The organism is Okibacterium sp. AC114, from assembly GCF_979253355.1.
On the sequence record NZ_CEEDBR010000001.1, the window covers coordinates 871985 to 886328 of the forward strand.

Here is a 14344-nt window from a genome sequence, read left to right on the forward strand (position 1 = left end):
CGGGAGCGTCTGGCGGGCCGGCTATGCCTGTCGGCCCGGTGCTCCGTCTAGGACGGCTGCACCTGGATGGGCTCAGTGTCGGGAATGGGGCTCGCGTCGCGCCCGCGCAGATCGGGGTGCCAGCGGCGGCCCAGCAGCGGCACGACGAATCCGACGATGGCCAGCACGGATGCCGCCCAGAATGCCCCGACGGCGCCGTTCGCGTCGATGAGTACACCCGCCGCGGCCGAACCGATGGCCGCACCGATGAGCTGGCCGGTGCCCACCCATCCGTAGGCCTCGGCCGTGTCGCTGAACTTGACCGACGACGACACGATGGCGAACAGCACGGCGAGGGCCGGCGCGATGCCGATGCCCGCCACGAACAGGGTGACCGAGAGCCAGATGACGTTGGGGAAGAAACCGGGGATGGCGAAGGCCACCGTCATGCCGACGGCCACGATGAGCATGCGCCGGGCGAGGGCCCACGGGCCGATGGGGATGTGGCCGAGCAGCAGGCCGCCCAGCAGGCTGCCGAGCGCGAAGATGGCCAACACGATGCCGGCCTCGAGGCCCGAATGCCCGAACACGGCCACGACGCCCGCCTCGAGCGCCGAGCAAGCACCGATGAGCAGGAAGCCGACGACGGTGGCGAGGAGCACGGCGGGCTTCTTGAGCACGACGCCGAGCTTGCGGCGGCTGCGGGGGATGCGCACGCGGCCGACCTCGGGGCTCGAGATGAACCAGGTGCCGCCGCCGATCATGAGGGCGACGGCCAGCACGAGGCCCGCGACCGTGGACACCTGCGTGGATGTGAACGTGGTGATGACGGGGCCGAGCACCCAGATGATCTCTTGCGCCGAGGCATCCAGAGAGAAGAGGGGAGTGAGCTGCGTGGAGTTGACCATCTTGGGGTAGATGGTGCGGACGGCGGGCTGGATGGGGGGAGTGCTGAGCCCGGCGATGAACGCGAGCACCATATAGAAGACGACACCCATGGGCACGACGGCGATGATCGTGACCGTGACGACGCAGACCGCGAGGGTGAGCCAGAGCACGCGCCGCATGCCCCACTGGCCCATCCAGCGGCTCGTGAGCGGGCCCGCGATGGCCTGGCCGATGCTGGCGGCCGCGAGCACGGCGCCGGCCGCACCGTAGCTGCCGGTCTGGCGTTCGACGTGCAGCAGGATGGCGAGCGACAGCATTCCGAAGGGGAAACGTGCCACGAGTTGAGCCGCGATGATCCGAGCCACGCCGGGTGTTTTCAGAAGGCTCGAGTAACTGCTCATGGTGTCCAGTCTAGGAGTCCCGCGACACGCCGTGCGGGTGTCGCGGAGGGTGGAAATGTCGGTGGTCGGTCGTAACGTGAAATCTGTGGAGAGATCGCCCGCCGACACCGGGAGAAGGCCGGTATTCCGGCGTTGTCGGGCCGTGAGAACCTGTGCACTTTCGGTGGATAACCGGTGGATAACTACCGCTTTTCGGTGGAAACTCCCGTGGATAACTACACAGATGTAACTACTACCCCTGGGGGTGTAGCCGTCATCGCACACTATATGTAGTATTGAGTTACTGCTTCACACGCTCCGCTGCGTCACCGTTTTACTCCCACCACCGTGAACAAAGCGGAGTCTTTTTCGCGGTATCAGATTTCTCAGAACGAAAGGCCATCCGGCGATGACAATCACGGTTTACACCAAGCCCTCCTGCGTCCAGTGCACCGCTACCTACCGTGCGCTCGACAGCAAGGGCATCGAGTACGAAGTCCTCGACCTGTCGGCCGACGAAAACGCTCTCGAGCAGGTCAAGGCTCTCGGCTACCTGCAGGCCCCCGTCGTCATCACCGACGAAGACCACTGGTCCGGTTTCCGCCCCGACAAGATCTCCGAGCTGGCCGACCGCCTCGCCTGATCCGGCCGCTGCCGCACGCGACAGCGACACGCACCACAGCTTCACGCAACACCACGCACCGCGCTCATCCGCAGCGCAGTCCCGAGGGGGCATCGGTCCGTTGACCAAACTGATCTACTTCTCGAGCATTTCGGGCAACACGCACCGCTTCGTCCAGAAGCTCGGTGTCGAAGCCACTCGAATCCCCCTCTACGCACGCGACCCGGCCATCACGGCCGAGGAGCCCTTCGTCCTCCTCACCCCCACCTACGGGGGAGGAGGCGAAGGCGGCGCCGTGCCCAAACAAGTCATCCGTTTTCTCAACGACGCGAACAACAGAAACCTGATCCGCGGTGTCATCGCCGCGGGGAACACCAATTTCGGCGAAGCGTATGGCATCGCCGGAGACATCATCTCGAGCAAGTGCAAGGTTCCCACCCTGTACAAGTTCGAAGTATTCGGAACCCCGGACGACGTGAGCGTGGTCCATGACGGATTGGAATCATTTTGGCAAACACACTGACAGAGGTGGCGGCGCCCCAGGCGCTCGATTACCACTCGCTCAACGCGATGCTCAACCTCTACGGCCCCAACGGTGAGATCCAGTTCGACAAAGACCGTGAAGCCGCGCGCGAGTACTTCCTGCAGCACGTCAACCAGAACACCGTCTTCTTCCACTCGCTCAAAGAGCGCCTCGACTACCTGGTCGAGAAGGAGTACTACGAGCAGGCCGTGCTCGACCAGTACTCGTTCGAGTTCATCACCAAGCTCAACGACCTCGCCTACTCGAAGAAGTTCCGTTTCCAGACCTTCCTCGGCGCGTTCAAGTACTACACGTCCTACACGCTCAAGACGTTCGACGGAAAGCGCTACCTCGAGCGCTTCGAAGACCGCGTCGTCATGACGGCCCTCGGCCTGGCCCAGGGCGACGAGAAGCTCGCTATCGGCCTGGTCGAAGAGATCATCGCCGGCCGCTTCCAGCCCGCAACGCCCACGTTCCTCAACACGGGCAAGGCCCAGCGCGGCGAGCTCGTCTCCTGCTTCCTGCTGCGCATCGAAGACAACATGGAGTCGATCGCCCGCGGCATCAACTCCGCCCTGCAGCTCTCGAAGCGCGGCGGCGGCGTGGCCCTGCTGCTCTCCAACATCCGGGAGGCCGGCGCGCCGATCAAGCAGATCGAGAACCAGTCCTCGGGCATCATCCCCGTCATGAAGCTGCTCGAAGACTCCTTCAGCTACGCCAACCAGCTCGGTGCCCGTCAGGGCGCCGGTGCCGTCTACCTGCAGGCGCACCACCCCGACATCCTGCGCTTCCTCGACACCAAGCGTGAGAACGCCGACGAGAAGATCCGCATCAAGACGCTGTCCCTCGGCGTCGTCGTGCCCGACATCACGTTCGAGCTGGCGAAGAAGGACGAGGACATGTACCTCTTCTCGCCCTACGACGTCGAGCGCGTCTACGGTGTGCCCTTCGCCGACATCTCGGTGACCGAGAAGTACCGCGAGATGGTCGACAACCCGGCCATCAAGAAGACCAAGATCAAGGCCCGCGACTTCTTCCAGACGCTCGCCGAGATCCAGTTCGAGTCCGGCTACCCGTACATCATGTACGAAGACACCGTCAACAAGGCGAACCCAATCAAGGGCCGCATCAACATGTCCAACCTGTGCTCCGAGATCCTGCAGGTGAACACGCCGACCACGTACAACGACGACCTGTCGTACGACCAGATCGGCAAGGACATCAGCTGCAACCTCGGTTCGCTGAACATCGCCCTCACGATGGACTCGCCCGACTTCGGCGCCACCGTCGAGACCGCCATCCGCGGCCTCACCTCGGTCAGCAACCAGAGCCACATCCGCTCCGTGCGCTCGATCGAAGACGGCAACGACAAGTCGCACGCCATCGGCCTCGGCCAGATGAACCTGCACGGCTACCTCGCCCGCGAGCGCGTCTACTACGGCAGCGAAGAAGGCATCGACTTCACCAACATCTACTTCTACACGGTGCTGTTCCACGCCCTGCGTGCCTCGAACAACATCTCGATCGAACGCGGTGAGAAGTTCGACGGCTTCGACGACTCCACCTACGCCTCTGGCGAGTTCTTCGACAAGTACACCGACCAGGCCTGGGTGCCCGCAACGGCCCGCGTGGCCGAGCTGTTCGCCACGTCGAACGTGCACATCCCCACGCAGGACGACTGGAAGGCGCTCAAGGCGTCCATCCAGCAGTACGGCATCTACAACCAGAACCTGCAGGCCGTGCCGCCCACCGGTTCCATCTCCTACATCAACAACTCGACCTCGTCGATCCACCCGATCGCCTCGAAGATCGAGATCCGCAAGGAAGGCAAGCTCGGCCGCGTCTACTACCCCGCGCCGTTCATGACCAACGACAACCTGGACTACTACCAGGACGCCTACGAGATCGGCGCCGAGAAGATCATCGACACCTACGCCGCGGCAACGCAGCACGTCGACCAGGGCCTCTCGCTCACGCTGTTCTTCAAAGACACCGCCACCACGCGCGACATCAACAAGGCGCAGATCTACGCATGGCGCAAGGGCATCAAGACGATCTACTACATCCGTCTGCGCCAGCTCGCCCTCGAAGGCACCGAGGTCGACGGCTGCGTCAGCTGCATGCTGTAGCCGGCCGCCGACACCCCCGAAGAAGCATTCGAGCTGCGAAGCATCCGAGAACCACAACCGAGGACTGAGACGACATGACCATCACCGACAAGGTCAACGCCGCGGCGAACGACCCTGCCCACCAGGTTCGCATCCCGCTGGTGAGCCAGGTCAACGCGATCAACTGGAACCGCATCCAAGACGAGAAAGACGTCGAAGTGTGGAACCGTCTGGTCAACAACTTCTGGCTGCCCGAGAAGGTGCCGCTGTCGAACGACGTGCAGTCGTGGAACACGCTGACGCCCGACGAGCAGCAGCTGACCATGCGCGTGTTCACAGGGCTCACCCTGCTCGACACGATCCAGGGCACCGTCGGCGCCGTGTCGCTCATCCCCGACGCGATCACGCCGCACGAAGAGGCCGTCTACACGAACATCGCGTTCATGGAATCGGTGCACGCCAAGAGCTACTCCTCGATCTTCTCGACGCTCGCGTCGACCCCCGAGATCGACGACGCGTTCCGCTGGTCGGTAGAGAACCCGAACCTGCAGAAAAAAGCAGAGATCGTGATGAACTACTACCGGGGTGACGACCCGCTAAAGCGCAAGGTCGCCTCCACGCTGCTCGAATCGTTCCTCTTCTACTCGGGCTTCTACCTGCCCATGTACTGGTCGAGCCGCGCCAAGCTCACCAACACGGCCGACCTCATCCGCCTCATCATCCGCGACGAGGCCGTGCACGGGTACTACATCGGCTACAAGTTCCAGAAGGGTCTCGAGAAAGAGACCGAGGAGCGCCGCCAGGAGATCAAGGACTACACGTTCAACCTCCTGTTCGAGCTCTACGACAACGAGGTTCAGTACACGCAAGACCTCTACGACCAGGTCGGTCTCACCGAAGACGTCAAGAAGTTCCTGCACTACAACGCCAACAAGGCGCTCATGAACCTCGGCTATGAGCCCATGTTCCCCAAGACCGTCACCGACGTGAGCCCGGCCATCCTGTCGGCGCTCTCGCCCAACGCCGACGAGAACCACGACTTCTTCAGCGGGTCTGGTTCGTCGTACGTCATCGGCAAGGCCGTCAACACCGAAGACGAGGACTGGGACTTCTAAACCCCCTGGTCAGCGCCACATCAGCGACAAACAAGAAGCGCCCCGCACCCCAGTCTTCGGACCGGGAGGCGGGGCGCTTTTCTGCGTCTGCCCACATTTTGCCCACACTTCTAAGCGATCGCCTCTCGGCGTGCGGTGTCGATCGCGACTGCAACGCTGTCGAGATCGGCCTCGAAGAGATCCGCGTAGACGTCGAGCGTCATCGCGGCGGAGGCGTGGCCCAGCATCCGCTGCACTGCCTTCACGTTGGCTCCGGCGCTGACTGCGAAGCTCGCCGCCGAGTGCCGTAGATCGTGGGGTGTGATTCGGGGGAACGTGTCATCGTCCGCCTGAGCGCGCTTCACGGCGCCCGTGAACCAGCCACTGGTGGCGTGTGGGTATGGCGGAGGCTCGGTGTCTCCGAAGACGAAGGAGTCTCGGCTCTTGCCCTCGCACAGCTTCGCGATCATGGGGACGAGGAACGGGGGGAGCGGGACGACTCGCGCGTTCCCGTCCTTGGGTGTGCCCATGACGTAGCGGCCCTGCATGCGGACCGCGTTCTCTTCGATGTTGCTCCGGTTGCGCAGCAGGTCGAGGTGGCGCACGCGGAGCGCCGCTGCTTCACCCCATCGGAGGCCGACGTAGGCGAGCGTGTAGATGTGCGTGGGGTGGGTTGACGCTTCAGCCAGGGCCCGGACTTGCCGGTGTGACAGGTAGATCTTCGGCTTTTTGGTCTTGGCTGGTAGCTCGAGGCCGGTGGCCGGATTGGCTCTCAGGATGCCGTCGCGTTGGGCGATGGTTAGTGCGCTCGAGAGCGCGAAGGTGGCGCGGCGGGCGGTCTGTGCCGACATCCCTGTGCCGATCATGGTGCCGACCCAGTCCTGGACCTCGGATGGCCGGATGCTGCTGACCTGGCGGGCGCCCCAGACGGGTCGGACGTGCACGCGGTAGGACGTTTCCATCACCATCTGTGTAGATGGCTTGAGCGACTTCAGGCGGCCGTTCAGCCATTGCTGAGCGAACAGTTCGACGGTCTTCTTGCCGGCCGCGGGGTCGAGGTAATCCCCGGTGGCCTTCTGCACGGTGACGCCAGCGAGGAAGAGCTCGGCGGCCTTCTTCGTGGTGAAGCCACGTTTGTCGGTCTGGGCGCCGCTCGGTTTGCGGTAGCGCACCCGGTACCGTTTCCCGGCCGCGGTGTCGTACGGGGTGATCGTGGCCATGATGCGCTCCTAGGCGATCAGTCGGTTGTCCCGAAGGTAGGTATTGAGGATGTGGGGCGTGACGTCGAGGTCGACGCACCACTGGCCGGGGTCTGGTGACTGGCGCACGGCTTCTCGGAGACGTTGGTCGTCGATGAGGTGGCGGGCGGCGAAGCGGTCGGCCTGGCGTTCGTTGCGGGGCGAGTCGTCGCGGTGGCCGAGGCAAACGTGGCCGAGCTCGTGCGCGAGCGTGGAGCGTTCGAGGAGGCGGCGCATGCCTCGTTTGAGGATGATGGTTCGCCTCTCTGGCACCCAAAGTCCGTTGTCGGTGCGCAGTCGGCCCTCCACGACTGTGATCCCCAGGCGCTCGGCGTGAGCGTATGGGTCGTATCCCCCGGGTGCGGTCATTGCAGGTCTGGGTCCAAACTGTCGGCGCTCTTGTCGCGGCTTGCGGCGGTGGCGTATCGGCTTCGGACGTCATCTTCAGCCATGCCACTGACATCGTCATCATCGTCGAGGTCGTCGACGATTTCTCCGGCCTCGATGCGGCGGACGAGTTCCTGTGCGAGTTCGAGCTCAGTGAACTCCGTGATCTGCAGGCGTCGGGGTGCGGCGGCCGGTTCATCGATGTCGGATGCGTTGAGGTAGCCCGACGCGATGAGCGCCTCAAGGGGTGACGCGTCGTAGGCGCGAGCGATCACGACAACCTGGCGGGGCTTCGGATCGACGCTGCCTTTCTTCCAGCGGCCGATTGTGGCCTCCGTGATGCCGCTCTTCCGAGCTGCCTCTGCGTTGGAGTCTGAGCCCAGTAGGGCGGTGAGGTATGTGTCCCATGTGTGCGTGTTGTTCACGTCCACGATATTAACCTCAAACATTGCACGCGTGCAACTACTTTTCATGCAAGTCCCCTGCAAACACGGGACTTTTGTCCTGTCGCGTCTGAAGTAGGCTTGCATGCCGTATAGGGCTGTGCCTAACATGGCCGACATGACAGCGACTAACACGGGAGTTAGCGAAATTGCACTCTCTCTCAATCGTCCCCGGCTCGATGAGCTCCGCCGGGCGCACGGCATCAAGACTGAAGCCGAGCTGGCGCGTCGTATCGGGGTTACCCCGTCGACGCTCTACCGCATCTCAATGGGCCAGGTGCAGCCCTCCGCAGGGTTCGTTGCACGAGTGAAGCTGGCCTTCCCCATGGCATCCCTCGATTCGCTCTTCACGGCGAAACGCCTCGCTCCTCTCGCTGATGGGGTGGCGGCATGAGTTCGTATCTATCGCCGGAACAGGTCTGCGAGTTGGTCCCCGGCATGACGAAGAAGAAGCTCGAGGATCTTCGGGGCAAGGGCAAAGGGCCCGCTTACTACAAGCCCACCCGGATGACGGTTCTCTACAAAGAATCCGACGTAACGGTCTGGGTCGAGTCTTCGAAGGTGAGCACATCATGAGCATGCAGAAGATGGCCCTGTCCGTGTGTGACGGATGCGGTGTCGAGCTAACCGTCGGCAACGGTTTCGAGTTCACCGAATCCAAAGAGCGCACCAGGCTCCATGCGGAACGCTGGGACGGTGCGAAATCTGTCCTTAGGACTGAGGTGGTTTCCACGCCAGTCGTTGTGAGAATGGACTCCTCTTTCCGCGACGGGTTCCGGGCTGCCTATTCCCTCGGGTGGATCTCAGCAACGCACCGAAATGCGGATGGCTTCTTCAAGACTCGTGACGCGGTGCGTGAGGGCCAACGTGGCCCCGAGTACCAGTTCTGGGCTTGCAGCTCCTGCGCCGGAAGTTTTCTACCGCCATACTCTCCGTCCGCCGTGACGGAACTTGAAAGGCGCGAGCGCACCTACGAGAACGCCTCGGCTCTTCCGAGCGAGCTCCGGTTGCTGCGAGAAGAAGTCGAACGGCTGAGGAACGCACTCGGTAAGGGCATCGCATGAACATGTGGGGCGCCGCACTGTTCTTCGCCGTCGTGGTGATGGCTTTCCTGGCTGCGTGGTTCTTGCCGCAGTCGATCATGTTGGCCGTTCTCGCCATCGTTTGGGCTTGGCTGGCCCTCTCTCAGCCGTTCGCCTCTCGGCGATAGTTCCGCCCGTTCTGGGCACATTTCACATCTAGTCATTGGGGCATCAATGCAAGCACTATTCGTCGCGCCGGGAAGACAGTTCCCAGTCGCGAAACTCCGCAACAACTTCCTTTCCCGCGTGGTGCGAGCGGGAGACTGCTGGGTCTGGACTGGCGCCCTCACAAACGGCTACGGGACCCTCACGATCGGCCGAGACCAGTATCGAGCTCACCGGCTCAGCTATGCGCTATTCGTCGGTCCAGTTCCGGAAGGAATGGTGCTGGACCACCTCTGCCACAACCGCGCCTGTGTGAATGCGGCGCATCTGAGGGCTGTGTCGCAGGCCGTCAACACGCAGAACCGAGTCGGAGCTGCAATAACGAACGTCGCTGGCATCCGAGGCGTCGCCTGGGTGGCCGACCGAAACAAGTGGCGCGCCCGAGTCCGGCACGAAGGGGTGACCCATCACATCGGCTACTTCGACAGCGCTCGGGAGGCAGATGAGGCAGCAGAAGCCGCGCGGGTCGAGATCTTCGGTTCGACATACATCGACGCACTGAATGCCAAGGAGGCATGACCCATGGATCAGCATTATTCGTCGCGCCAGAAAGACGCGTTCGAGGACAAGTTGGCGGCGGACGTGAAGGCGTTGCTGGCCGTGCAGGAGGAGGAGCCGCGCATCGATTTGGCGTTGTTCCTGGCTCAGGAGGGTTGGCCGGCTCGCTACATCGTGCATGTGGTGGGTGAGTTCGGTAAGGCGGTGAAGCGACGCTACGTGGCCGTGCACGGTGATCTGCCGCCGCGTGAGCATGACGACGCAGGTCGCATGGTGAACGCGTATCGGGGGCATTCGGATTTCCTGCTGATCGCGGACACGTATCGGGATGAGATGGGTGCTCTGGTGGAGCAGGTGTTCGGTGTTCCTCGTCATGAGCCGAAGCACCCGGACCGCCGCTGGAAGGCGTGGTTCACCATCGGAGAGACAGGCCGCATTCTGTGGGTCGGTCAGTACTTCTCGGATCGCGCTTATCCGTGGCATGGCCGTGGCCTTGCGGACGTGCACAAGGTCGTGAATCTCGTCGCTGCGAGCCCCGACAAATACGGCTTCTACCCGCTGGAACGCTTCGGCCACACGGCCCCTCTGGCGCCCGGCATGGTCATGGGCGGTGTCCTGTGACTCGGTTCGGGATGCGCCGCGAGGACGGCGAATGGGTGCTGGCCAGAACGGTCGATGGTGTGCGCACGGATTTGGCGCGTGGGTCGTCGAAGGACATGTCGAAGCAGCTGGTGACGCTTCGTCAGGAGTTGGAGGCCGCGAATGTCTGAGGTGATTCGGATGCGTGGTGGGGCGCGGTTGTTCGCGTCGGAGATGTTGCCGGTGAGTTACGCGCAGGTGATGGCGGCTGTGACGTCGTTGCAGGTGGAGGCGGAGCGGTTGTTGTCGGCTGTGGAGACGGCTGATGGGTTCGAGGTGCAGAACATTGCGCACCTGGACTTCGAGCCGCGCTGCGAGCTCAAGTTCCACGAGACGGGCACTGAGGGCCACGACGACGGGCCCGCGAAGTTCCTGGTCACCGCGCCGTGCCGATCGACGCTGGTCTGCGCCGGCTGGGTTGCCGAGTTGCCGGAGTTCGAGACGGTGTGGTGCACGAAGTGCCAGGGGCGTCATCCGGTGTCCGCGATGAAGGTCACTCCTCTGGATGGTGCCTGATGGGCGCCGTGGTCGGGATTGACCCGTCTATCTCATCCACAGGCGTGTTCGTCATCGGCGAGCAGATTCGGTTCGAGCGGGTGCAGTCGAAGCCTGGCGACGACAGCTTGTCCACCCGTCTCGAGCGCCTGCGTCTGATGGCGCTGCGGACACACGCGTTCGTGATCGACGGTGACCGAGTCGACCTGGTCGTCATGGAGGGGCCGGCCTACGGGTCGAACAACCAGATGACGCACATGCTCGCGGGGTTCTGGTGGTTGCTCGCTCACGCGTTGGAGAAGACCGCTCCGGTGGCCGTGGTGCAGCCGGGGACGTTGAAGAAGTTCGCGACCGGTGATGGTCGCGCTGACAAGGATTCGATGCTCGCGGCGGCGATCGGGGCTTTCCCGGGCCGGGGCATCAAGAACAACGACGTGGCTGATGCGGCTGCGTTGGCGGCGATGGGTGCAGCGCACTTGGGCCGAGAGTTTGGCGGCGTGTTCGCGCCGTCTGGTATGGGCAGCGTGCATTCGGTGCGCTGGCCGGAATTGAGAAAAGGGGCATCGAAATGAGTGTTGTGAAGCTGAAGGCTGTGCTGCCGAAGGACGACGAGGCGAACGGTCTGAAGACGGGCACGTGGTACGCCGATCTGCTGGCGAATCCGCAGATGCAGCATGTCGCTCTGGTGACGTTCCAAGCGGGCGGTGAGAGCCGCGATTTCGCGAAGGGCACGGAGTCGGTGTCGATTCAGCTGACGCGCTTCGAGCCGGTGACGGATCGGGTGGATGCGTCGGAGGTGATCGAGCGCATTCAGGGGATGTCGGATCGTCGTCTGAATGTCGTGGCGTTGGATTTCTCGAAGAACGCTGCACCGTCGGTTCTGGACTTCGATGGTGGGGACGCAGCATGAGCGCCGCGGTGACGGTGAGTGCGCTCGCCGAGTTGGAGTCGCGTGCTGGTGCGTCGGATGCCGACCGTGAGCTGTGGTTGGCCGAGCGCCGACAAGGAGTTACGGCTACCGAGGTTCGCGATCTGATGCTGGCTTCGCTCGGCCGCGCGACGTTCACGAAACCTCAGGAGCTAATTGACCGGAAGCTGGGTCGGATTCCGGAGGTGGCTGATCTGTCGAAGGTTCCGGTTATCGGGTGGGGCAAGAACCGGGAGTCGGTGATTGCTGAAGCGCTGAAGTACGAGGGGTTCCAGCCGGAGTCACGTGTTTTCCACCGCGCTGAAAACAAGCGCCACCTGGCCTCGCCTGACGGCGTGGGTGTCAACTTCGACGAGGAGTTGATCGTCTCGGAGATCAAGACGGCGTATGCCGATCTGCCGCCTGGTTCGGCCGCGTTCGATGCGAAGGGCTACGGCTTCCAGTGCCAGTGGGTCATGTTCGTCCTCGGCGCAGTGCGTTGCCGCTTTGCGGTCGAGGAGCGCATCACGCTCGAGGATGGCTCGTTCATTCCGGGTGACCTTCACAGCTACTGGATCGAGCGCGACGAGAAGCAGATCCAAGAGCTCGTCGCGGTCGCTGACGGTTTCCTTGCCGAGTTGGATCGTCAGCGCGAGTCGGGCGCCCCGGAAGTGGCGATCGACGAGGAGTTGGACACGTTGGCCGTGAACTATCTCCGTGGTCTGGATGCGGAGAAAGACGGGAAGACGCTGAAGGAGTCGGCGTACAAGGCGATCTGGGCTCTCGTGGATGCCGGTGAGCAGGTGGTGCAGGAGTCGGCTTTGGCTCGTGTGTCGTTCTCGCCGGAGGTCGCTGAGGACCGAGAGACGTCGACGGTCGATGAGGAGGCGGCCGAGGCTGCTGCACCCGAGCTGTACGAGGCCGTCGAGGTGGCGGCTGCTGTGGCTGAGGATGCGGCGGTTGTGCTGAAGCGGGCGCAGGAGGCGGTTGCTGAGCACGAGAAGAAGTTCACGGTTGTCACGGGCTCGACGCGTGTGGTGACGAAGAAGGCGGCCTTGCGGGTCACGCCGATCAAGCAGAAGGGAATGGCAGCATGACGAACGCAGTGGTGGCTCTACCTCAGAGCAGCGACCCGACCGTCTGGTCACCCGAGGAGCGGGCCCTGGTCGAGGCGGCTGGGCTCGTGCACACGGACTCTCAGTCGGGTGCGAAGACGTTGGCGGAGCGGCCGGTGGTGGCTGCGTTCCTGCAGCACTGCCAGCGCACGGGCCTCGACCCGATCGCCCGTCAGATTTACTCGATCGCCCGGAAGTCGCGGGGTCAGCTGAAGTGGCAGATCCAGATCAGCATCGATGGTGCACGTCTGGTCGCGGAGCGATCTGGCCAGTACGAGGGGCAGACGACGCCGGAGTTCACGGGTGACGGTGTGACGTGGACGCAGGTGTGGCTGTCGAAGGATGCGCCGGCCGCTGCACGCGTGGGTGTTTTCCGTCGTGGGTTCCGTGAGCCGCTGTATGCGGTGGCTTTGTGGGATGCGTACGTGCAGACGAAGTTCAACGGTGAAGTGTCGGACATGTGGTCGAAGATGGGCCCGTTGATGCTCGCGAAGTGCGCTGAGATGTTGGCTCTTCGGAAGGCGTTCCCGCAGGATCTGAGCGGCTTGTATTCGTCGGAGGAGATGTCGCAGGCGGACACTCCGGTGGCGGCTGTGGCGCCTGCTGAGGTGGCTGTGGTGCAGGAGCAGATTGCGGCGCCGACGATGTCGCATAACTGGCCGGTGCTGTTGCGCACTCAGGTGCGGACGGTGGATCAGCTGCGGTCGTTGTATGCGGATGCGCAGGGTGAGCTCGGTGTGGTGTTGCCGGATGCGGGTGAGGTTGCTGCGGCGGCTGAGCAGTTCGGTTTGGATGCGCCGCCGGCCGGGGTGACGGTTGAGCAGCTGTTCCGTGCTGTGCGTCAGGTTCTGCTGGATGCTGAGTCTGGTCCTTCTGAGGATGTGGTGGACGCTGTGGTGGTGCCTGATGAGGGTGTTACTGAGGGTTGGGCGACTGCTGCGATTCCGGGCGAGGAGCAGGCCGCATGAGCATCGACACGGCAGCGATCCGATCGCGAGCGGACGCAGCAACACCTGGGCCGTGGGAAGTCATAGAGCCTGTGGTCCAGAACGAAGCAGGGGACTACTCACCGGCTGAGTTGAGGGGGCCGGTCTGGCATAGCTACGAAGACACCACATTCTCCGCCTATGCCCGCACCGACGTGCCTGCCCTGCTGGATGAGGTCGAGAGGCTGCGGAAGGCGATCGAGGAAGCGCCACACGGCGAGCGATGCGATTCGCAGTGGGAGCCGGAGAGCATTTTCTTCGGAGAGTGCAATTGCTGGAAGGCTTCTGCGCTCTCACAGGCGGTGAAGCCGTGAGCGCCGTGGAGAGCGACATCCCGCCGGCACTCCGCGACGTGCTCCGCGGCATCGGCCTCGAGAACCCCGACCTGGACGTGCCGTTGCACGCGAAGCTCGTGGCGACGCTGCACAGGCTCGGCCCCGGCGCTTCGTTCGGTGACCGGATCGTGGCGCTCAGGTTCGACTTCAACTGGGAGTTGCAGGATGCCGGGCAGGTTTTCGCGAAGGCGAAGGCTGATTTCGAGCATCACGTGGAGCGTAAGGCTGTCGAGTTGTTGACGGAGCCGAAGATGTCGGTGGCGAAGGCTGACCTGATCGCACGTGGTTCGGATCAGGCGTATGAGCTGAAGTTGCGGTTCCTGTTGGCGGAGCAGCGTGAGCGGTCGATGCGGAAGTTCTTGGAGACGTTGGCTGCGGCTTTGGATAATCACCGGACGAATCGTGCGGATCAGCGGTTCGGCGATCGTGACCACGCGAGGAGCGGGACGTGACCGCCTAT

The 14344-nt window shown here is 63.3% G+C and carries 21 protein-coding genes; 17 read left to right on the forward strand and 4 right to left on the reverse strand.

Annotation, left to right across the window (positions count from 1 at the left end; genetic code table 11):
- Window positions 1-47 precede the first annotated feature (47 nt).
- Complete coding sequence (locus ACZ6IE_RS04190) at window positions 48-1268, reverse strand: MFS transporter (RefSeq protein WP_464606904.1); 1221 nt, start codon at window positions 1266-1268, stop codon at window positions 48-50.
- A 388-nt stretch (window positions 1269-1656) separates the two neighbouring features.
- Here ACZ6IE_RS04190 and nrdH point away from each other — a divergent pair, with 388 nt between their 5' ends.
- From nrdH to nrdF, 4 genes are all read left to right on the forward strand, one after another.
- Window positions 1657-1890, forward strand: a complete 234-nt coding sequence (gene nrdH / locus ACZ6IE_RS04195) for a glutaredoxin-like protein NrdH (protein WP_077053683.1) — start codon at window positions 1657-1659, stop codon at window positions 1888-1890.
- A 100-nt stretch (window positions 1891-1990) separates the two neighbouring features.
- Complete coding sequence (gene nrdI / locus ACZ6IE_RS04200) at window positions 1991-2392, forward strand: class Ib ribonucleoside-diphosphate reductase assembly flavoprotein NrdI (RefSeq protein WP_077053682.1); 402 nt, start codon at window positions 1991-1993, stop codon at window positions 2390-2392.
- The gene (nrdE, locus tag ACZ6IE_RS04205) at window positions 2377-4521 is read left to right on the forward strand and encodes a class 1b ribonucleoside-diphosphate reductase subunit alpha (protein ID WP_077053681.1); all 2145 of its coding nucleotides are present in this window, start codon (window positions 2377-2379) and stop codon (window positions 4519-4521) included. The genes nrdI and nrdE overlap by 16 nt, the downstream gene beginning before the upstream one ends.
- Window positions 4522-4595: 74 nt before the next feature.
- On the forward strand, window positions 4596-5615 hold the full coding sequence (nrdF, locus tag ACZ6IE_RS04210) for a class 1b ribonucleoside-diphosphate reductase subunit beta (protein WP_077053680.1): 1020 nt from the start codon (window positions 4596-4598) through the stop codon (window positions 5613-5615).
- 110 nt (window positions 5616-5725) lie between these two features.
- Here nrdF and ACZ6IE_RS04215 read toward each other — a convergent pair whose 3' ends face one another.
- The 3 genes from ACZ6IE_RS04215 to ACZ6IE_RS04225 are packed head-to-tail and all read right to left on the reverse strand — an operon-like array spanning window position 5726 to window position 7644.
- A complete protein-coding gene (locus ACZ6IE_RS04215; protein ID WP_464606905.1) occupies window positions 5726-6814 on the reverse strand; it encodes a tyrosine-type recombinase/integrase in 1089 nt (362 codons plus the stop codon).
- Window positions 6815-6823: 9 nt separating this feature from the next.
- Window positions 6824-7201 carry an ImmA/IrrE family metallo-endopeptidase gene (locus tag ACZ6IE_RS04220; protein WP_464606906.1) on the reverse strand — a complete coding sequence of 126 codons (378 nt, stop codon included), beginning with the start codon at window positions 7199-7201 and terminating at the stop codon, window positions 6824-6826.
- The gene (locus ACZ6IE_RS04225) at window positions 7198-7644 is read right to left on the reverse strand and encodes a helix-turn-helix domain-containing protein (protein WP_464606907.1); all 447 of its coding nucleotides are present in this window, start codon (window positions 7642-7644) and stop codon (window positions 7198-7200) included. Before ACZ6IE_RS04225 ends, ACZ6IE_RS04220 begins: the two co-directional genes overlap by 4 nt.
- Before the next feature lie 136 nt (window positions 7645-7780).
- Here ACZ6IE_RS04225 and ACZ6IE_RS04230 point away from each other — a divergent pair, with 136 nt between their 5' ends.
- The 13 genes from ACZ6IE_RS04230 to ACZ6IE_RS04290 all read left to right on the forward strand — a co-directional run bounded on the left by ACZ6IE_RS04230 (window position 7781) and on the right by ACZ6IE_RS04290 (window position 14336).
- Complete coding sequence (locus ACZ6IE_RS04230; protein WP_464606908.1) at window positions 7781-8056, forward strand: helix-turn-helix transcriptional regulator; 276 nt, start codon at window positions 7781-7783, stop codon at window positions 8054-8056.
- A gap of 178 nt (window positions 8057-8234) precedes the next feature.
- Window positions 8235-8726: a hypothetical protein gene (locus ACZ6IE_RS04235; protein WP_464606909.1), complete on the forward strand. Its 492-nt coding sequence runs from the start codon at window positions 8235-8237 to the stop codon at window positions 8724-8726.
- Window positions 8723-8872: a hypothetical protein gene (locus ACZ6IE_RS04240; RefSeq protein ID WP_464606910.1), complete on the forward strand. Its 150-nt coding sequence runs from the start codon at window positions 8723-8725 to the stop codon at window positions 8870-8872. The genes ACZ6IE_RS04235 and ACZ6IE_RS04240 overlap by 4 nt, the downstream gene beginning before the upstream one ends.
- Before the next feature lie 46 nt (window positions 8873-8918).
- On the forward strand, window positions 8919-9428 hold the full coding sequence (locus tag ACZ6IE_RS04245; protein ID WP_464606911.1) for an HNH endonuclease signature motif containing protein: 510 nt from the start codon (window positions 8919-8921) through the stop codon (window positions 9426-9428).
- A 3-nt stretch (window positions 9429-9431) separates the two neighbouring features.
- Window positions 9432-10028: a hypothetical protein gene (locus ACZ6IE_RS04250; RefSeq protein ID WP_464606912.1), complete on the forward strand. Its 597-nt coding sequence runs from the start codon at window positions 9432-9434 to the stop codon at window positions 10026-10028.
- Window positions 10029-10039: 11 nt separating this feature from the next.
- A complete protein-coding gene (locus ACZ6IE_RS04255) occupies window positions 10040-10177 on the forward strand; it encodes a hypothetical protein (RefSeq protein ID WP_464606913.1) in 138 nt (45 codons plus the stop codon).
- Complete coding sequence (locus ACZ6IE_RS04260; RefSeq protein ID WP_464606914.1) at window positions 10170-10562, forward strand: hypothetical protein; 393 nt, start codon at window positions 10170-10172, stop codon at window positions 10560-10562. The genes ACZ6IE_RS04255 and ACZ6IE_RS04260 overlap by 8 nt, the downstream gene beginning before the upstream one ends.
- Window positions 10562-11113 (forward strand): hypothetical protein, encoded by a 552-nt coding sequence (locus ACZ6IE_RS04265; protein ID WP_464606915.1) that lies wholly within the window; start codon window positions 10562-10564, stop codon window positions 11111-11113. Before ACZ6IE_RS04260 ends, ACZ6IE_RS04265 begins: the two co-directional genes overlap by 1 nt.
- Window positions 11110-11451, forward strand: coding sequence for a hypothetical protein (locus ACZ6IE_RS04270; protein ID WP_464606916.1), 342 nt, complete (start codon window positions 11110-11112; stop codon window positions 11449-11451). The genes ACZ6IE_RS04265 and ACZ6IE_RS04270 overlap by 4 nt, the downstream gene beginning before the upstream one ends.
- Window positions 11448-12545, forward strand: coding sequence for a YqaJ viral recombinase family protein (locus tag ACZ6IE_RS04275; RefSeq protein WP_464606917.1), 1098 nt, complete (start codon window positions 11448-11450; stop codon window positions 12543-12545). The genes ACZ6IE_RS04270 and ACZ6IE_RS04275 overlap by 4 nt, the downstream gene beginning before the upstream one ends.
- Window positions 12542-13531, forward strand: coding sequence for a phage recombination protein Bet (bet, locus tag ACZ6IE_RS04280; RefSeq protein WP_464606918.1), 990 nt, complete (start codon window positions 12542-12544; stop codon window positions 13529-13531). Before ACZ6IE_RS04275 ends, bet begins: the two co-directional genes overlap by 4 nt.
- Complete coding sequence (locus ACZ6IE_RS04285; protein WP_464606919.1) at window positions 13528-13863, forward strand: hypothetical protein; 336 nt, start codon at window positions 13528-13530, stop codon at window positions 13861-13863. The genes bet and ACZ6IE_RS04285 overlap by 4 nt, the downstream gene beginning before the upstream one ends.
- Entirely contained in the window at window positions 13860-14336 is a 477-nt protein-coding gene (locus tag ACZ6IE_RS04290; protein ID WP_464606920.1) for a hypothetical protein, read from the forward strand. The genes ACZ6IE_RS04285 and ACZ6IE_RS04290 overlap by 4 nt, the downstream gene beginning before the upstream one ends.
- The last annotated feature ends 8 nt before the right edge of the window (window positions 14337-14344 follow it).